Below are 18907 nucleotides of genomic sequence, written 5' to 3'. Positions count from 1 at the left end.
GCGTAGCCGATCGATCGGAAACAGCAATGGTCTATTGTCCTACTTCCTTGAGGTCTATGGTAGCACGGTCATTCACCTTCAAAGTGAGTAACCCCGCCAGGATCATAGATAACCCACCCACGATCAGGGCATACACAGGCTCCCCATTAAAAAAGCCACTGACCAGGAATCCCAGGATGGTAGCCGCAACCATTTGTGGGATCACGATAAAGAAATTGAATACTCCCATGTAATACCCCATCTTTTTAGGGGGTAATGCACCGGCGAGCATGGCATAAGGTACAGAAAGAATACTTGCCCAGGCGATCCCCACACCCACCATTGACAAAATAAGCATTTCCGGGGAAGCGATAAAGTACACGGATATCAGGCCAACACCTCCCAGGCATAGCGCCAGCAGGTGGGTCATTTTCCTGCTGGTCTTACGTGCCATCACCGGCAGGAGAAAGGCCACCAGGGCTGCAACACCATTATAGATCGCAAACAAAACAGTCACCCAGTCCGCAGCATTGTTATACAGCTGCGAGGTGGTATCGGTAGTGCCATATACATGCCCGGTCACAGCCTGTGTAGTATAGATCCACATGGAAAATAAAGCAAACCATGAAAAGAACTGTACCCATGCCAATTGCTTCATGGTATCTGGCATATAGAGGAGATCGGTCATGATAACCACGAAACCGGTGCGACCCTTTCTCCTGCGCACCCAGGAAGATGCGAGGAACAAGATTCCCACCGTCAGCAACCCGATAGTAAGGACATACAGTTCTTTATGCAGATCGAGAAAATACGGGATAAGTGTACTCAGACCGCCAGTAAGGGTTAAGATAATACCGTATTTTTTTAATTTACGGATGCGGTTCTCGTTTTCAGCAGGAGTGATCTCGGGCAACACCACAGCTTTATTCTCTTCAAAAGCTTCCATTTCCTCCGGGGTATATTCCCGGGATTTGATGACCGTCCAGAGTACCGCACAGAAAAAGACAATAGCACCAACATAAAATGACCATTTCACAGAAGTAGGAATCACCCCTTCCGGGGCTGTATTACTGATTCCCAGCCAGTTTGTGAAAATGTAAGGCATCATTGAGCCGACCACCGCTCCAATCCCGATAAAAAAGCTCTGCATCGCAAAGCCCAGGGTACGCTGGTCAGAAGGCAGGTTATCGCCAACAAAGGCCCGGAAAGGCTCCATGGAAACATTGATCGAAGCATCCATGATCCAGAGCATGCCCGCGGCAACCCAAAGCGAGGGCGAATTTGGCATGATACATAGAGCGATGGATGCCAGAACAGCACCAACCAGGAAATAAGGCCTTCTCCTGCCCATCCTGGTCCAGGTCCGATCCGAAAAATACCCGATTATAGGTTGTACCACCAGCCCTGTAACCGGGGCTGCAATCCAGAGGATGGGAATGTCATCTACTTTGGCTCCAAGGGTTTCAAAGATCCTTGAAGTGTTTGCGTTCTGTAAAGCAAAGCCAAATTGGATACCCAGGAAACCAAAGCTCATATTCCAGATTTCCCAAAACCCCAGTTTGCGTTTTTTCATTTGATCGTTATTAAAGTCGAGTATGTTTGCGCCTGAGCCTGAGGATAAACCGCCTGAAAATGGCCTTGTTCCCCGCTAACAGCGCACTAAATATAGGATAATTTAATTTTCGCAAGCTCATTTTCACAGAAGTTCCGGCAGCAAGATCCTGCTCGTATTCCAGCGGGATACAGTAAATGCCAATCTGCAATTTAAATGTGCCTGGAAATTTTCGGCAGATGGCATTGCGGCGGGGAATGAGAGCTTTTATCCCTTAATTACCGCCCCTTTTTCACTTGTACTATATATTTGAATTGCTCAAAACAGGGCTGTGATAACAGCAAAAAATTCCGGGTATGAATTACTTTGATACAGCGGGAATTTCCATCTTAGGATAATTTTTGGAACGCTTTTTGTAAACTCATTGATAATTTCCGGGAAACCGGGGACATATATTCATTTAAAACCAATACTGATATGAAACGATTTACGATAATGCTAACCGCCGTATTGAGCCTCATCCTATTCGCCTGTGAAGGACCTCCGGGGCCACCGGGACCTCCCGGGTTTGATGGTTTGGACGGACTTGACGGAGTCAATATCCTGGGACAGATCATCGAGATAGAGGGCAGTTTTACCCCCCAGAATGACTATACCATCTTTTATGAATTTCCCCAGACCGTAGAAGTATTTGAATCTGACGTTGTCCTGGTCTATATCCTTTGGGAACAAACCGAAGACGGGAACGGGGAAGCAGTGGATATCTGGAGGTTACTTCCACAAACCAGGATCCTTAACGAAGGACTTTTGCAATACAACTACGATCACACTTTCTTTGACGTCAGCATGTTCCTGGAATCCGATTTTGACCTGGCCACCCTGCCACCCGGGGATACTCAGAACCAGGTGTTCCGGATTGCAATCCTGCCTGCAGATTACGTACAAAGTAACGATATAGACACCTCTAACCTCGATGCCGTGATGCAGCAGCTGCAGTTCCCGGAATCCCAGGTTGAAAAACATATTTTGGATTAATCTATAATGGCATTTCCCCAACCCCGGTAAGATCCGGGGTTCTTTTTTTTACGGGTTGAAAGGATTATCTTAATGCTGCGTCTAATTACAAAAAATTGCTATGATCAGGAAAATATTAATCATCGGAACCTTTGCGCTACTAGGGTGCAAGGGAAACTCACAAGACAACCCGGATAAGGCCGTAAAGGAAAAGGAGCCTTACCAGGAATACGCGGTGAGTAAAACGGAAGCCGAATGGCGTAAGGAACTCAGTGAAATGGAATTCTATATCCTCAGGGAGGCAGGTACAGAGAACCCATTCAGCAGCGAGCTCCTGGAGGTAAAGGAAAAAGGAACATACGTGTGCGCAGCCTGCAAGACCCCGCTTTTCGAGAGTGAACATAAATTTGATTCGGGTACTGGCTGGCCAAGCTTTGACCGCGCTATTGAAGGGAATGTAGCTTATGACGTGGACTACAAGATCGGTTATAAGCGTACCGAGGAACATTGTGCTGTTTGTGGCGGGCACCTGGGCCATGTATTTGATGATGGGCCGAAGGCAACAACCGGGAAAAGACATTGTATCAACGGGGCGGCGCTGGATTTTGTGCCTGCAGAATAATAGCTTATAAACCCTGCAACTAAGGAAAGTAACATTCGCTTTCCTTTTTTTATGCGCAAATGTTATAAAACAGGGATATCCTTACGCCCGGACCATTTTTAGTCTATGGGCTTTCAGTTAGGTTTCGTAACTTTGCCACTTCAAAATAACGATCTCAAACACTAAAATAGATGAGCAAATTTGACATTATTGTACTGGGAAGTGGTCCTGGAGGCTACGTTACGGCGATCAGGGCATCACAACTTGGTTTTAAGACGGCCATCGTTGAAAAAGAAAGCCTTGGTGGCGTCTGCCTGAACTGGGGATGTATTCCTACCAAAGCCCTTTTAAAATCTGCACAGGTATTTGAATACCTGCAACACGCTGAGGATTACGGGCTTGTAGCCAAAGATGTGGATAAGGATTTTGATGCGGTAGTGAAGAGGAGCCGGAACGTGGCGAACGGAATGAGCAAGGGCGTCCAGTTCCTGATGAAAAAGAATAAGATTGAGGTCATCAATGGTTTCGGAACCCTGAAATCGGGAAAGAAAGTAAGTGTTAAGGGAGAAGACGGGAAAGAAACCGAATACAGTGCAGATCATGTCATTATCGCTACAGGTGCAAGGAGTCGTGAGCTGCCCGCCCTTCCACAGGATGGGAAAAAGGTTATAGGGTACCGCCAGGCTATGACGTTGGAAAAGCAACCGAAGAAAATGATAGTAGTAGGTAGTGGTGCTATTGGCATCGAATTCGCTTACTTCTACAACGCGATGGGAACTGAAGTTACTGTTGTGGAATTCCTTCCCAACATTGTTCCCCTGGAAGACGAAGAAGTTTCCAAGCAACTGGAGCGAACCTTTAAGAAATCCGGGATAAAGATCATGACCTCTGCTGAAGTCACCAAGGTTGACACCAGTGGAGAGGGTGTGAAAGCCACCGTGAAAACGGCGAAAGGAGAAGAAGTACTGGAGGCAGATATAGTGCTTTCTGCAGTCGGAATTAAATCCAACATTGAGAACATCGGCCTGGAATCTGTAGGAATTGCCACGGATCGTGATAAGATACTTGTAAATGATTACTACCAGACCAATATTCCGGGTTACTACGCCATCGGTGATGTTACACCGGGACAAGCCCTGGCCCACGTCGCCTCTGCAGAGGGTATACTCTGCGTAGAGAAGATAGCCGGGATGCACGTAGAGCCATTGGATTACGGGAATATCCCGGGTTGTACCTACTGTATGCCCGAAGTGGCTTCTGTAGGACTTACTGAAAAACAAGCCAAGGAAAAAGGATACGAGATCAAAGTCGGGAAATTTCCTTTCTCAGCCAGTGGAAAAGCACAGGCATCAGGGAATTCTGATGGTTTCGTAAAAGTGATCTTTGATGCCAAGTACGGCGAGTGGCTGGGTTGCCATATGATCGGGGCAGGAGTTACCGATATGATCGCAGAAGCGGTTGTTGCACGGAAACTGGAAACCACGGGTCACGAGATCCTGAAAGCTGTCCACCCCCACCCGACAATGAGCGAGGCTGTGATGGAAGCCGTGGCCGACGCTTACGATGAAGTAATCCACCTTTAAGAAGTGAAATAAATTGATTTAATCTCCGCGACCCATCCGGCTGTGACTACAGTAAAGATGGGTCGCGGTTTTTTAACTGTATTATGATACCATTATTCAGAGCCATTGCAATTGCAGAGGGGATCTCTTTTTTACTGCTTATGGGATTCAGTATGCCCTTAAAATACTGGGCAGGTATTCCGGAACCTAACCTTTACATCGGTTACGCCCATGGGGTGCTCTTTATCGCTTACGCCTTACTGGCCATCTGGGTTTGCTACGAACTACAATGGGGTTTTAAACGATTCCTGGTCTTGTTCGTCGCTTCATTGCTGCCTTTCGGCACCTTCTACATAGAACAGAAGTATTTAAAGAAAGAGGGAGCCCTGGCAAAGGGGTAGATTCCCCTCAGTCTTTCAGGAAACTACGGATGGCGAGTTCATAGCCCAGCAGGCCGAAACCGAGGATCACTCCTTTGGCAACCGGTGAAATATAAGAGATATGCCTGTAGTCTTCCCTTTTAAAGGTGTTGGAAATATGGACCTCCACCACCGGCGTCTCTATGGCCTTAACCGCATCTCCTATTCCAACCGAAGTGTGGGTGTAAGCAGCTGCATTCAAAACTACGCCGTCATATGAGAATCCTACCTCCTGTAATTTACTGATAATCTCACCTTCTATATTGGATTGGAAATACTCTAACTGAACTTCTTTGAACCTGAACTGCAATTCCGAAAAGTAATTCTCAAAGGAACTGTTTCCATAGATCTCAGGTTCTCTCTTACCCAGTAAGTTCAGGTTGGGACCGTTTATAATGATAATTTTCATAAGCTAAAAGTACGGAATCAACTGCCAATGAAAAAGGCTGATCTCAAATTTAAAGGCTGAGTATATCCCTTCCTGGCCTTCTTCCCAAAATACTATCTTTAGCCCATGAAATGGGAACAGGCCATTACAGATTTTCGCAATTACCTCAAGATCGAACGAGGGCTGTCTGTCCATTCTATACAGAATTACCAGATGGACGTGGAGAAATTACGGGATTTTGTGCTGGAGCATAATGCCGAAGAAGACCCCGTAACGGTGACTGCCGGCACGGTACAACAATTCGTATACGAGATCGCAAAAGAGTTGAATGCAAGGTCTCAGGCCAGGATCATCTCAGGGCTGAAAAGTTTCTTCAATTACCTCGCTTTTGAAGATTACCGGGAGGATAATCCCATGGATCTTATTGAGAGTCCGAAGATCGGGCGGAAACTCCCGGACACATTATCTTCAACAGAAGTTGACCAGCTGATAGGGGCCATCGACCTGTCCAAGCCCGAAGGCGAACGCAACCGGGCCATCCTGGAGACCCTTTATGGCTGCGGACTGCGTGTTTCAGAACTCATAGAGCTGAAATTATCGGACCTCTATTTTGATGAAGGATTTATCAAAGTCACCGGGAAAGGAAATAAACAACGCCTGGTCCCTATCCTGCCCTATACCAGGAAGTATATCGATATCTACAGGCAGGAAATCCGGCGGCACCAGGATATACAGAAGGGATCAGAAGATATCCTCTTCCTCAACAGGAGAGGGAAACAACTAACCCGCGCAATGATCTTTACGATTATCCGGCGGCTGGCAGAACATTGTGGTTTTAAAAAATCCATAAGCCCCCATACCCTGAGACATTCCTTTGCCACAGAACTCTTGAAGGGAGGGGCAGATCTCAGGGCAATACAGCAAATGCTGGGTCATGCCAGTATTACCACCACGGAAGTTTATGTACACCTGGACCGGGACGACCTCACCAGTGTTATTGAGAATTTCCACCCTCGGAATCCTGAAAAACCAAGAGGAAGGGAACCGGACCTTTCCCGGGATGCTGAACCGCGTGAACCTGGCCGATAAATTCTCTTTACCCCGGCTTTTCCCTTTGCGTTCATTTAGTATATTTATGGGATGACGATAAACCCACTATAAATGAAAAAAATTCTCCTTCCCTTATGTGCCCTGGCCTTGTTAGCCGGTGGTTCTTCCCATGCCCAGAAAAAAGAGAGCGAAATATTGAACAGTATTGATGCCAAAGCTGATTCCTACGCCAGTATTGCCCAGGAGATCTGGTCCCTGGCCGAAATGGGTTACCAGGAAAAGCAGAGCAGTGCTCTCCTTCAGAAAACCCTGGAATCAGAAGGATTTAAGATAGAAAAAGGAGTGGCCGGTATTCCTACTGCCTTTATTGCCGAATACGGCAGTGGCAGCCCCGTGATCGCTATCCTGGGGGAATACGATGCCCTGCCCGGTCTTTCACAGGAAGCAGTACCCTATAAAAAATCTGCAGGAGCGGCTGCCGGACACGCCTGCGGCCATCACCTTTTCGGTACGGCCTCAGCGGCTGCAGCGATCGCAACTAAGAACTGGCTACAAGCAAATGGCAAGACCGGTACTATCCGTTTTTACGGCACCCCTGCCGAAGAAGGAGGATCAGGAAAAGTATATATGGTCCGGAGCGGACTCTTTGACGATGTGGATGCGGCGCTTCACTGGCACCCGGGGGATAATAATGATGCGAGTATAGGAGCAGCCCTGGCCAACAAATCGGCTAAATTCAGGTTCCACGGAGTCTCTGCCCACGCTGCCGGCGCCCCTGAAAAAGGAAGGTCTGCCCTGGACGGAGTAGAAGCCATGAATATGATGGTAAACATGATGCGCGAACACGTACCGGAATCGGCGCGTATTCACTATGTGATCACCAGTGGTGGAAAAGCCCCGAACGTAGTCCCGGATTTTGCAGAGGTCTATTACTATGCAAGACATGATTCCCGCGATGTGGTCATCGAGATCTTTGACAGGATCGTAAAAGCCGCGGAAGGCGCAGCCATGGGTACCGGCACTACTATGGATTACGAGATGATCGGGGGAACCCACGAGCTCCTGGCCAATGTAACCCTGCAGAAAAAAATGTACGAGAACCTGAAGAAGATCGGGGGAGTAAACTATTCGGCCGAGGAAAAGGTATTTGCCGATTCTATTGCAAAAAGCCTGGGTTACAAAAAAGCGGACCTCGAAGTCGCATCAGGGCTGCAACCATTTAAAGAAGAATCCCGGCCCTCCGGTTCTACCGATGTAGGTGACGTGAGCTTCGCGGTCCCCACGGTAGGGGTCAATACGGCTACCTGGGTCCCGGGGACTCCCGCCCACAGCTGGCAGGCCGTTGCCGCCGGGGGTACCTCTATAGGCTATAAAGGGATGATGGTAGCTGCCAAAACCCTAGCTCTTACCGCCATTGACATCATTAAGGATGAGGAATTGCTCAAAAAAGCGACCGCAGAATTCGAGAAACGCCGGGGTCCTGATTTTAAATATATTCCTCTATTGGGTGAACGGGAACCTGCCCTTGACTACCGGAATAATCCCGGGAATTGATCTTATATTTTGAAAAATTTCAGAAGCTTCCGCCACTAAAACGGAAGCTTCTTTTGTTTTTACACCATTTTTTGTGATTACTTTGTAACAATTCCCCCGTTGCTTCTACTAATTGTTGAACAATGCCAACCACTGAGATCCAGAAAACATTAGAACACCAGTTTGTTTCAGAACTGGAGCTGCACCAGAACATCGTTCACAAGGTGTGCACGCTGTACACAAAGGATAAGGAGGCGCATAATGACCTGTTCCAGGAGATCACCATACAATTATGGAAAGCATATCCGAAATTCAGGGGCGAGGCAAAGTTCAGTACCTGGATGTACAGGGTGGCTTTGAATACAGCGATTACCCAGTACCGGAAATCGAAAAAGAAGGTAGATACCTATGATTACGATTCCGTTATTTTTAAGGTAAAGACTGAAGAATACGACCCTACGGAGGAACAGCAATTACAACTGATGTACAGTGCAATCCGGGAGCTGGGAGATATTGATAAAGCTTTAGTATTCCTGTACCTGGAGGATAAGGATTACCGGGAAATTGCAGAAACCCTAGGTATCACGGAGGTGAATGCAAGGGTTAAAATGAACCGCATAAAAACAAAATTAAGGACCATAATAAATCCTTGAGCAGATGATGGATGAACTCGACTTATTGAAAAAGGATTGGCAGAAGAAAGAAGCAGACCTGCCCAGGCTCAGCTATGAAGAAATTTATAAGATGACCTGGAAGCGTTCCTCATCTATCGTAAAATGGATCTTCTATATCAGCCTGATGGAATTCCTTTTCTGGACAGCGATCAACGTGGCCTTTACCGATGCTGAAGCCTGGGAGACCATCAAAAGTATGCATCTTTACGAGTTTACCATCGTGATGACCACCCTGAGCTATATTATACTGGTATTCTTTATCTACAAGTTCTATATCAATTACAGGCAGATCTCGTATACCGATTCTTCCCGGGAACTTATGAAGGCTATTCTTAAAGTTAAACGGACGGTCACCCAGTATGTCTGGTTCAATATTGCAATTTTTGCTGTATCACTTATAACCAGTATTTACGGCAGCCTGCGATACGGTCCGGATGGAAAGAAATTAGTGACTGCGGCAGGCGAAGCCGGGAACGAAGCACTTTTTTGGCTCCTGATCACGGGAATGATCCTGCTTTTCGTAGTGGTGTTCATCACCCTCTTATGGCTATTCTATAAACTGCTGTACGGCCTGCTGTTAAACCGTCTGCGGAAGAATTACAAGGAGCTGGAGCAGATCGATGTTTAAGAGCTGGGTGCCCTGAAACGCCGCTTCTGGTTCTCTTCTTCGTAGGCCAGCAATTCCTCTTTCGGAATCACCTTAAGGAAAGAAGGATGTTGCTCAATAGCATATTCCAGTTTTTCGATGATAGAGTCGACCGACTCGTTCTCATAATCGAACTCCAGAGGTTCTTTGATAACCATGGATTGCAAGATTCCCTTTTTCTTTACTCGTAGTCCTTTCTTATCAAAAGAACGCCTGAACCCGTCGATTACTACAGGAACAACTACCGGCTTGTAACGTTTGATGATATGAGCTGTACCTTTTCTAAGCGGCTTCCAGGGTGTGGTAGTTCCCTGGGGGAAGGTGATTACCCATCCATCATTTAGGGCTGTCCCAATGTTGGTTATATCGCTCATCTTCACCTGCCGTTTAACCTCTTTCCCCTCTGCCCTCCAGGTTCGTTCAATACTGACCGATCCTGCATAGGCCATCACTTTGGTCAGGAGGCTTTTTTTCATGGTTTCCGCCGCTGCCACGTAGTAAACATTCAGTTTCGGATTCCAGAGGTAACCCACGTTCTTTATAGAATCTATCCGACCACTAAGACTGGCATTAAAAACGTGGAACATTGCCACCACATCTGCGAAGTAGGTCTGGTGGTTGCTGACAAATAAGACATTCTTATCCGGCAGCGAACGGATAATATCCGAACCCTCTATCTCCAATTTATTGAATCCTTTGTACCGCTGGTGGGTGATTACCCCCATAATACGGATCAACCATTTTTTTATAAAAAGAATATGCCCGAACGGATTTTTCTTAAATAGCCCCATAGAGCACAAAAATACAAATTATGCCTTACAGCGACTGTTTAAAAAGTTCCTTTATCTCGCTCAACATCATCGCCGTGGCGCCCCAAACGGTATAACCATTTAATATAAAGGCAGGTACGGCAATACTGCTGGCATAAGAAGTAGTCATGATTTTATTCCTGACAATACTATCATCCATGAACTCGTTCAGGGAAACCTCTACCAAAGCCGCCACCTCTGTCTGGTCTACTTTAAATGGCCTGGCCTCGTGGTACAGGCCGATATAAGGATGAACTTCAAAATTACTGGGAGGTATGTATAACTCGCTTAATTTACGGATCACGGTTACCTGGGTGGCAGGGACTCCCACCTCTTCTTCAGTTTCCCTTAGGGCAGTATGCAGCAGGTCTTTGTCTGATTCTTCATGTTTTCCCCCGGGAAACCCGACCTGGTTGGAATGTACTCCTGGGTATGTATTCCTGAGGATCAACAGTAAGTGCGTCTGCATATCCTCTTTAGGATAGAACAGAGCCATTACTCCGGCTTTCCGCGGTGCTGCCCCCTCTGTATTCAGTTTACGAAGTGCCTCCAGTCTTTCCATTGGGGCCATTTTGTAGTGAGATTCAACCCCCGGAAGTTCCAGTTTTTTTATTTTTGATACTTCTTGTGTAAAAAGAGAAAAGTCCATGCGTACTATCCATATCACTCTTACTGCAATATTAGCACTATTTTTATTAGCGCAATGCAAGCCCGAACCCAAGCAGACCGGGAAACAGCAGGCTGATAAGATACAGGAAACAGACAGCAGTATCATTGACCCAGTACAGGAGGATGGAGCAGATGAGGTGGAAAAAGAAATGGCCAAGGATACTTTTCAGCTGACCGAGGAGAACGCAATCGACTTTTTCTTTAATTACCAGAAAGACCTGAAGGTGAATAAGGTGAGGATGACCACGAGTATGGGTACCTTTACCGTACAGCTCTATGATAATGTACCTTATCACAAAGCTAATTTCATCTACCTGACCCGGCAGGGTTATTTTAATAATACCATGTTCCACCGGGTGGTAAAGGATTTCATCATACAAGGTGGAAATGCCGACAACAAGGAAACAGCACAGAAGCGTTCAGAGATAGGCCGGTACCTGCTTCCGCCGGATACACGCAAAGGTCACAGTCATCACCGGGGAACCATTTCCATGCCCAGCAGCGAGATCAACAATCCCCATATGCTGGCCTCGCCCTATGAATTCTTTATCGTGGTCACCGATCCCGGTTCCTACCATCTTGATGGAGAATACACTCCCTTTGGCCGGGTGATCAGCGGGATGGATGTTGTGGATGCCATCAACCAGGTACCCGTGGATGACGGGGACTGGCCATCACAAAATGTTTACATCCTGAAGGCCGAAGTTATAAAGTAGATTCGCTCATTAGTCCTTTACCTTATAGACCGATGGCAGTGTAATATTGAACCGCACCGCCAGCAGGCGGATGCTGATGACCAACAATATCCCAGCCAGGTAAGCGTACTCTTCCTTCAGGAAAAACCGCCAAAGGAAATAACTACCCCCTCCCAGGATGCAGGCCGTTGCATAGATCTCTTTTCTGCGGAAGATCACCGGGATATCATTGCACAGAATATCTCTTATCACCCCGCCAAAACAAGCGGTAATTGTCCCCAGTGCCAGGCACATGATCGGGATGAGGCCCGTGGCAATCCCTTTTTCAATACCTACCAGCGTATATAAGCCAATCCCGACTGCATCGAAAAAGAACAGCGATTTAGTAAGGTATTTCAGCTTGGAACGGAAGATAATGGCAAAAACCACGGAACCGGCTATGGTCACCAGGTATATTGGCTGCCGCATCCATAGCACCGGGGTATACCCAATAAGCAGGTCTCTTAAAGTACCTCCTCCCACCGCGGTGACAAAGGCAATGATGAATACACCGAAAAGGTCTAGTCTTTTATCCATGGCCACCAGCACCCCCGAGATGGCGAAAGCAATGGTACCGAGGATGTCTATGGTCAGGTAAAACATGTATCAGCTTAATTATCAGTGGTTTCCCGCAAACAGCGATTCCTAAAGGGGCAAAAATACGAGAATAAATAATGATGAAGTATCTCCCTTAATTCTTTCTGGTCGCGATTCCCCGATTTTTTAACTATAAAATATTCCTGCAGGACTACACATCTTAATCCGCTGGATTTCAGTATATTTAGCAGTGTCAGATTAGTGACCAATCTCCCCTGTTGATCTCCGTGGCCGTAAGGCATGTCATCCCCCTTTAATCATTCCAAAAACTTTGTCATGAACACCAAAAGAATCATTGTATCCGGGATAGTTGTTTTACTGGCAGTCATATCCATTAGATTCCTCGGGACAGAGGAACAGATCGCTCGCGTGGAACTCGCTTCATACGGTAACCTGAAATGCACCGTTGCGAATTACCTGCTATCAGGGGTGGATACCACCCGTCAAATAGCACCCCTTTTCGAAAACCTGGGGGACCATCATTTCCCTATCAGCACCAATTCGTCCCAGGCCCAGGCTTTTTTTGACCAGGGACTACGGCTTGCCTATGGCTTTAACCATGCCGAGGCACACAGGTCATTCCTGGAGGCTGCCCGGTTAGATCCCGGCGCGGCAATGGCTTACTGGGGGCAGGCTTATGCCCTCGGACCCAATATAAATGATCCCTTCCCGGATGAAAACCGGAAACTGGCAGGGCTCAAGGCGATACAAAAGGCAAAAGAATTATCCGCAGAATGCAGTGCAACCGAAAAGGAACTGATCCAGGCCTTAAGCCAACGCTTTTCCCGGGACCTACGGCAACCTGTCAGCGAACTGAACCAGGAATATTTCCGGGAGATGCAGGCAGTGGTCAGGAAGCATGGAGATAATGCCGATGTGCATACACTTTTCGCATCGGCTGCCATGGATACCAATCCCTGGAATTACTGGAATAAGAACGGGCAGCCCAATCCCAATATGGCCGAGGCAAAGAACAGCCTGGAAAAAGCTATCGCCATTAACCCGGAACACCCCGGAGCTCATCATTATTACATCCACCTGATGGAATTGCCCAGTCCGGATGAGGCAGTTGAAAGCGCAGATATACTGGGCGGACTTATGCCGGCAGCGGGTCATATGGTACATATGCCTTCCCATATCTACATCCGGGTTGGTCGTTATGCCGATGCTGTAGCAGCCAATCAAAAAGCTATAGCAGCTGATGAGGACTATATATCCCAATGCTATGCACAGGGACTGTATCCCCTGGCATATTACCCCCATAACATTCATTTTCTCTGGTCTGCTGCCAGTCTTATAGGGGCCAGCGAGATAGCGATAGATGCCGCAAAAAAAACTGCTGAAAAAGTACCGGCAGGTCAGCTGGCAGAATTGCCCTTCTTACAGGATTTTGCAGCTACCCCCCTATTAGCTTATACAAGATTCGGGAAATGGAATGATGTGCTAACCTTCCCTGTGCCGGACACCGAAATAAAGCATCTGAGCCTGATCCGGCATTATGCAAGGGGCCTTGCCTTTATCCGGAAGAACAATGCGCGGGAAGCAGCAGAAGAGCTTAAGGCTATAGAAATATTGATGAGCGACCCGGAACTTGATTCCCTTGTGGCGGTAGCCCATAACAGTTCAGGAAAAATTGCAGAGCTTGCTTTTCATTTGATATCCGGGGAGCTGGCCGCTTTGGAGGGAAAAGATTCAGAAGCCATTAAGCACCTAAAGCAAGCTGTTGCTTTGGAAGACCAATTGGTGTATACCGAACCCTCGGCATGGCACATTCCCACCCGGCAGAACCTGGGCGCATTACTCCTGCAACAGGGAAAATATAAGGAGGCCGAAACCATTTATAAAGAAGACCTGGCAAGGATACGGCAAAATGGCTGGTCTCTTCGGGGACTGGAGCTCGCGTTGACAGGACAGAACAGGAAAGAAGAAGCAGCGCAAACCCGGCAGGAATTTGACAAGATATGGGCAGAGGCAGACCTGCAGATAAATTCTTCAGTTTTCTGAGGCTGAAATGATTGCGGTTTTATAAATTGAAGTTCTCTAAACAGACCCGTCATGAAACGTCATTTATTAAGTTGGCTGATCATTTCCCTTTTATATAGTCCCTTATTTGCACAATCCGGATTACAAGTGAACCAGGAGCGACTGGAAGAGCAATTAAAAACCCTGGCCACCTACGGACAGCGGGAAGATGGGACCACCAACCGGGTGGCATTCAGTGAAGCAGATATTAAGGGAAGGGCGTATGTAATGCAACTGATGCGTGATGCGGGGCTGGAGGTGCATATTGATGCGGCTGCTAATATTATTGGCAGGAAACCGGGTACCGAAAAAAAGCTGAAACCCTTGTCTACAGGGTCCCATATTGATATGGTACCCGACGGGGGTAATTACGACGGGATCGTGGGTTCCCTGGCAGCCATAGAGGTTGTGAAAACACTGCAGGAAAATAACATACGTACCCGCCACCCCCTGGAGGTAATCATATTTTCCAATGAAGAAGGGGGAGTGATGGGCAGCCGTGCCCTGGCCGGGAAACTCGGGAAAGATGCCCTGAAAGTCAGGAACAGTACGGGTTACTCAATGGCCGAAGGTATACAAAGGCTGGGAGGAGATACCACCCGCTTAGGGGAGGTGATCAGAAAAAAGGGAGATCTTGCCGCCTTCCTGGAGCTGCATATAGAGCAAGGAGGAATACTTGACCAGAACGATGAAGATATAGGAGTCGTAGAGGGTATCGTAGGGATCAAATGGTGGGAGGTAGTCATCCGCGGCAAGGCCAACCATGCAGGCACCACCCCAATGGACCAGCGGGCAGATGCCCTGCTGTCAGCAGCACATTTTATTATCGCGGTCAACGATGTGGCCCTGGCTAACGAAGGAAAACATGTTTGTACGGTGGGTCGGATAGTGGCTAAACCCGGAGCGCCGAACGTGATCCCCGGGGAAGTAATTCTGAGCCTGGAGATCCGGGATCTGTCCATGGAGAAAATGGACATGTTATACGGGCAGATCAAAGACAAGGCGACAGATATTGAAAACAAAATAGGAACCACATTCACAATAAGCCCGATTGACGGCACCGGTGACCCTGCACTTACAGATCCGGAAATACGGGAGCTGATCAGGTCCACAGCCACCAAACTGGGACTCAGCCATCGCCATATGCAAAGCGGGGCCGGGCACGACGCCCAGGATATGGCCTTACTGGCTCCTACGGGGATGATCTTTGTGCCCAGTAAGGATGGTATCAGCCACTCACCGGCAGAATACAGTTCCCCGGAGGATATAGCAAATGGCGCTAATGTCTTACTTCATACCCTGTTGCAATTAGACCAGGGACAGTAAGCCCTGCCCTTTCCGGCGCTACCCGGGAGGCATTTCATACCGCTATTTCCACAGCTGGGTAAATACTTATACCCTGGCTGCAGTGTATACCATACCTTAGAGAAAATACAATCATGAGAATTCTCATAATAGGCGGGACAGGAAAGACAGGGCGTGAACTGATCAAACAAGGTTTGGCGAAAGGGCATACCATAACCGTATTTGCCCGTAAGCCCGGAAAGATCAGGGAAGTACATCAGAATCTCAGGGTGGTTCCGGGTAATATCCTGGATCCCACTACCCTGGCACCTGCATTGCTAAACCAGGATGCCGTGCTCTCAGCTCTTGGGCACAAACGATTTGTAATCAGGACGAACACCCTGTCTGAAGGAACAAAAAACCTGATCTCCGGAATGGAACAACTAGGGGTTAAGCGCCTTATCTGTATCACTTCTCTCGGAATTGCCGACAGCCGCTACAGGCTTGGGCTATATTACAGCTTGTTCGTAATCCCCGTGTTGCTCTTCTTTTATTTCCGGGACAAGGAGAAACAGGAAAGGGTGATCCGGGAGAGTAACCTGGATTGGACCATAGTCAGACCCGGGCAACTAACCAATGGTAAAAAAAGAACCCGGTACAGAACCGGGCCGGGATTGGGTCATTATATTTTCACAAGATTGGTCTCCCGTGCAACCGTCGCCGGCTTTATGCTTGACGAACTGGCAGGCAGGAATTATTTGAAGCAGGTTAGTGGCATTACCAATTAAGACCTAGAATGTGACTGCCCTTTGCTGGGCATCGCGGAACTCCTTAACCATGCTTTTTACTATTTCCGCAGCCGGGCGGATATCATGGATGGTGGCTGAAACCTGGCCGATCTCCAGTTCCCCCTCTTCCAGGTCTCCTTCGAACATCCCTTTTTTCGCGCGCGCACGACCCAGTAATGTTTTCAATTCCTCAACACTTGCACCACGCGCATAGGCTTGTTCAATGTCCTTGAAAAACTTGTTCTTGAGCAAACGCACGGGTGCCAGTTCTTTCAAGGTCAGCAGGGTGTCACCTTCCTTGGCATCGACTACCATCTTTTTAAAGGCAGGATGAGAAGACGCCTCTTCACTGGCTACAAACCTGCTACCTACCTGCACCCCGTCGGCACCGAGGATCATAGCGGCCAGCATCGCCCGTCCATCCCCTATGCCACCCGCGGCGATCAGGGGAATCCCAATCTTTTCACGGACGGCCGGGATAAGGGTCATGGTCGTGGTCTCATCACGACCATTATGCCCACCGGCCTCGAAACCTTCGGCTACGATGGCATCCACCCCTACCTGCTGTGATTTCAAGGCAAATTTAACGCTGCTTACCACGTGCACCACGGTAATTCCTTTTTCTTTAAGGTAGGAGGTCCAGGTGGCGGGATTTCCTGCAGAAGTGAAGACAATCTTTACCCCTTCCTCTATAATTACCTCCATCAATTTCTCAATGTCCGGGTACAGTAAGGGCACATTGACGCCGAAGGGCTTAGAAGTGGCCTGCTGGCATTTTTGAATGTGTTCGCGCAGAATTTCGGGATACATACTCCCGGCACCTAATAAACCAAGACCGCCTGCATTGGAGACGGCCGATGCCAGGCGCCAGCCACTGGCCCAGACCATACCTGCCTGGATAATTGGATATTCTATATTAAAAAGTTGGGTAATGCTGTTCTTCATATCTGGGTTAATCTGTTTAAAAAATAATGCAACCTTCGGCTCCCGGAGCGGGAACACAAACGGTTGCACTAAAATTAAGGTATTCCGGGAAAATGATCCTCCCCATTCCCCCGGCCTGAATGGTCTACGATCAGGAGATGACCCCTGAACCGATAAGTTCTTCACCCTGGTACCAGGCAACGAACTGTCCTTCGGTTATGGCCGTCTGTGGTGTGTCAAAATCCACGTACAATCCCCCCTCGATCTTATACAGTGTAGCTTCCTGCAGGGGTTGACGGTAGCGAATACGGGCCTGTACCTTCATTGTCCCATCCGGTTGCAGCGCCAGGTCCCTGCGCACCCAGTGCAGTTCATCATCAGTGACAAATAGCGTACGCCTGTAGAGCCCGGGATGTTCTTTGCCCTGCCCGGTATAGATCACGTTTTCTTCCACGTCAGTATCGATCACGAATAAAGGCTCTTTGGTTCCGCCGACATCAAGACCTTTCCGCTGTCCTTTGGTAAAATAGTGAGCGCCCTGGTGTTCGCCCACGATCTTCCCGTCCTTTTTATGGTACACCGGCTTTTCCGAAAAGTAAGCCAATTCTTCCCGTTTATTGGCAAAAGAAGGTTTCTCCTGCCTGTATTGCGGTGCATCCCCGGGAACCTCGACGATCACTCCCTTTCTGGGTTTCAGTTTTTGCTGCAGGAAATCGGGCAGCCTTACCTTGCCGATAAAACAAAGTCCCTGGGAATCTTTCTTTTCTGCCGTGACCAGTTTATTCTCGGCAGCAATCTGCCTAACCTCTGGTTTCAGCAACTCTCCTACGGGGAACAAGGTCTTTGCCAGCTGTTCCTGGGATAACTGGCACAGGAAGTACGACTGGTCTTTATTAGGGTCTTTTCCTGCCAACAGGTGATATACCTCGTTTCCATCTTCATCCAAACTGGTTTCCTTCCGGCAATAATGACCGGTAGCTACATAATCCGCCCCGAGTTGCAAAGCGATTTTCAGAAAAACATCAAATTTAATCTCCCGGTTGCAGAGCACGTCCGGGTTGGGCGTCCTCCCCTTTTCATATTCGGCGAACATATAGTCGACGATCCGCTCCTTGTACTCTTCACTAAGGTCAACCGTCTGGAAAGGGATACCCAGCTTCTCCGCAACGATAAGGGCATCGTTACTATCTTCTAACCAGGGACATTCTTTGGAGATCGTCACAGAATCGTCGTGCCAGTTCTTCATGAACAAGCCAATAACGTCATAACCCTGTTGCTTTAACAGGTATGCCGCTACGCTGGAATCTACTCCCCCCGATAGTCCGACCACTACTTTTTTCATTCCGCTCATAATCCGGCAAAAATACAAAATTAGCCCCGTATCTCCATCCATTTAAGATTATGCTAAGACGAGAGGCTTCCATATAGATGTTCCATATCCATAAGAACGGAGAAACCGAAATCGTAAACCGTCTGACTAATACTCCCGGGAACGTTACTACGCCCAATGTCATTGCCAGTAAGAGGATAATTCCCTTAGTGAACAAGATGTTGCTTACGCAGGTAGTCGCAGATAGCCATTTGAACATAAATTTGGCTGCACGTAGATGATTTTAACCATAAATATTTCCCTTGTTCAAAGGGGAGGTTTTCCATTTATTT

Annotated in this window: 19 protein-coding genes; 12 read left to right on the top strand and 7 right to left on the bottom strand. The window is 47.9% G+C overall.

Annotation, left to right across the window (positions count from 1 at the left end; genetic code table 11):
• Positions 1–31: 31 nt before the first annotated feature.
• Positions 32–1552 (bottom strand): MFS transporter, encoded by a 1521-nt coding sequence (locus CLV82_RS08290; RefSeq protein WP_133643847.1) that lies wholly within the window; start codon positions 1550–1552, stop codon positions 32–34.
• 456 nt (positions 1553–2008) lie between these two features.
• Between CLV82_RS08290 and CLV82_RS08285 the strand changes: the two genes are divergently transcribed.
• The 4 genes from CLV82_RS08285 (at position 2009) to CLV82_RS08270 (ending at position 5109) form a co-directional block, all read left to right on the top strand.
• A complete protein-coding gene (locus CLV82_RS08285) occupies positions 2009–2566 on the top strand; it encodes a collagen-like protein (RefSeq protein WP_133643846.1) in 558 nt (185 codons plus the stop codon).
• A 100-nt stretch (positions 2567–2666) separates the two neighbouring features.
• Positions 2667–3167 carry a peptide-methionine (R)-S-oxide reductase MsrB gene (gene msrB, locus CLV82_RS08280; protein WP_133643845.1) on the top strand — a complete coding sequence of 167 codons (501 nt, stop codon included), beginning with the start codon at positions 2667–2669 and terminating at the stop codon, positions 3165–3167.
• A gap of 170 nt (positions 3168–3337) precedes the next feature.
• On the top strand, positions 3338–4729 hold the full coding sequence (gene lpdA / locus CLV82_RS08275; protein WP_133643844.1) for a dihydrolipoyl dehydrogenase: 1392 nt from the start codon (positions 3338–3340) through the stop codon (positions 4727–4729).
• Positions 4730–4812: 83 nt separating this feature from the next.
• Entirely contained in the window at positions 4813–5109 is a 297-nt protein-coding gene (locus CLV82_RS08270; protein ID WP_133643843.1) for a DUF3817 domain-containing protein, read from the top strand.
• 7 nt (positions 5110–5116) lie between these two features.
• On the opposite strand, the gene aroQ is transcribed toward CLV82_RS08270, so the two are convergent.
• The gene (gene aroQ / locus CLV82_RS08265; RefSeq protein ID WP_133643842.1) at positions 5117–5536 is read right to left on the bottom strand and encodes a type II 3-dehydroquinate dehydratase; all 420 of its coding nucleotides are present in this window, start codon (positions 5534–5536) and stop codon (positions 5117–5119) included.
• A gap of 105 nt (positions 5537–5641) precedes the next feature.
• On the opposite strand from aroQ, the gene CLV82_RS08260 reads away from it, so the two are divergent.
• From CLV82_RS08260 to CLV82_RS08245, 4 genes are all read left to right on the top strand, one after another.
• A complete protein-coding gene (locus CLV82_RS08260; protein WP_133643841.1) occupies positions 5642–6604 on the top strand; it encodes a site-specific tyrosine recombinase in 963 nt (320 codons plus the stop codon).
• Between the two features lie 72 nt (positions 6605–6676).
• The gene (locus tag CLV82_RS08255) at positions 6677–8119 is read left to right on the top strand and encodes an amidohydrolase (protein ID WP_133643840.1); all 1443 of its coding nucleotides are present in this window, start codon (positions 6677–6679) and stop codon (positions 8117–8119) included.
• Positions 8120–8256: 137 nt separating this feature from the next.
• The gene (locus tag CLV82_RS08250; RefSeq protein ID WP_133644498.1) at positions 8257–8751 is read left to right on the top strand and encodes an RNA polymerase sigma factor; all 495 of its coding nucleotides are present in this window, start codon (positions 8257–8259) and stop codon (positions 8749–8751) included.
• A 4-nt stretch (positions 8752–8755) separates the two neighbouring features.
• The gene (locus CLV82_RS08245; protein ID WP_133643839.1) at positions 8756–9400 is read left to right on the top strand and encodes a hypothetical protein; all 645 of its coding nucleotides are present in this window, start codon (positions 8756–8758) and stop codon (positions 9398–9400) included.
• Here the strand turns inward: CLV82_RS08245 and CLV82_RS08240 are convergent.
• Together CLV82_RS08240 and CLV82_RS08235 are read right to left on the bottom strand one after the other, a co-directional pair.
• On the bottom strand, positions 9397–10209 hold the full coding sequence (locus tag CLV82_RS08240; RefSeq protein ID WP_133643838.1) for a lysophospholipid acyltransferase family protein: 813 nt from the start codon (positions 10207–10209) through the stop codon (positions 9397–9399). The two genes, CLV82_RS08245 and CLV82_RS08240, sit on opposite strands and share 4 nt — an antisense overlap.
• 25 nt (positions 10210–10234) lie before the next feature.
• Positions 10235–10789, bottom strand: coding sequence for an NUDIX hydrolase (locus CLV82_RS08235; RefSeq protein WP_317128280.1), 555 nt, complete (start codon positions 10787–10789; stop codon positions 10235–10237).
• A gap of 85 nt (positions 10790–10874) precedes the next feature.
• Here CLV82_RS08235 and CLV82_RS08230 point away from each other — a divergent pair, with 85 nt between their 5' ends.
• Entirely contained in the window at positions 10875–11612 is a 738-nt protein-coding gene (locus CLV82_RS08230) for a peptidylprolyl isomerase (protein ID WP_166636686.1), read from the top strand.
• Between the two features lie 9 nt (positions 11613–11621).
• On the opposite strand, the gene CLV82_RS08225 is transcribed toward CLV82_RS08230, so the two are convergent.
• On the bottom strand, positions 11622–12233 hold the full coding sequence (locus CLV82_RS08225; RefSeq protein WP_133643836.1) for a trimeric intracellular cation channel family protein: 612 nt from the start codon (positions 12231–12233) through the stop codon (positions 11622–11624).
• Positions 12234–12503: 270 nt separating this feature from the next.
• Between CLV82_RS08225 and CLV82_RS08220 the strand changes: the two genes are divergently transcribed.
• The 3 genes from CLV82_RS08220 to CLV82_RS08210 all read left to right on the top strand — a co-directional run bounded on the left by CLV82_RS08220 (position 12504) and on the right by CLV82_RS08210 (position 16321).
• Entirely contained in the window at positions 12504–14231 is a 1728-nt protein-coding gene (locus tag CLV82_RS08220) for a tetratricopeptide repeat protein (RefSeq protein ID WP_133643835.1), read from the top strand.
• A gap of 51 nt (positions 14232–14282) precedes the next feature.
• Positions 14283–15575 (top strand): Zn-dependent hydrolase, encoded by a 1293-nt coding sequence (locus CLV82_RS08215; protein ID WP_133643834.1) that lies wholly within the window; start codon positions 14283–14285, stop codon positions 15573–15575.
• Between the two features lie 113 nt (positions 15576–15688).
• A complete protein-coding gene (locus CLV82_RS08210) occupies positions 15689–16321 on the top strand; it encodes an NAD(P)-dependent oxidoreductase (RefSeq protein WP_133643833.1) in 633 nt (210 codons plus the stop codon).
• Positions 16322–16324: 3 nt separating this feature from the next.
• Here the strand turns inward: CLV82_RS08210 and CLV82_RS08205 are convergent, their stop codons facing one another.
• Positions 16325–17266, bottom strand: a complete 942-nt coding sequence (locus tag CLV82_RS08205) for an NAD(P)H-dependent flavin oxidoreductase (protein WP_133643832.1) — start codon at positions 17264–17266, stop codon at positions 16325–16327.
• 130 nt (positions 17267–17396) lie between these two features.
• The gene (gene mnmA / locus CLV82_RS08200) at positions 17397–18587 is read right to left on the bottom strand and encodes a tRNA 2-thiouridine(34) synthase MnmA (RefSeq protein ID WP_133644496.1); all 1191 of its coding nucleotides are present in this window, start codon (positions 18585–18587) and stop codon (positions 17397–17399) included.
• Between the last annotated feature and the right edge of the window lie 320 nt (positions 18588–18907).

Origin of the sequence: Zeaxanthinibacter enoshimensis (genome assembly GCF_004362865.1) — a bacterium.
GTDB classification, from domain to species: Bacteria; Bacteroidota; Bacteroidia; order Flavobacteriales; family Flavobacteriaceae; genus Zeaxanthinibacter; species Zeaxanthinibacter enoshimensis.
Note: the sequence above shows the minus strand (reverse complement) of the source record. Positions and strands in the feature narration are given on the sequence as shown.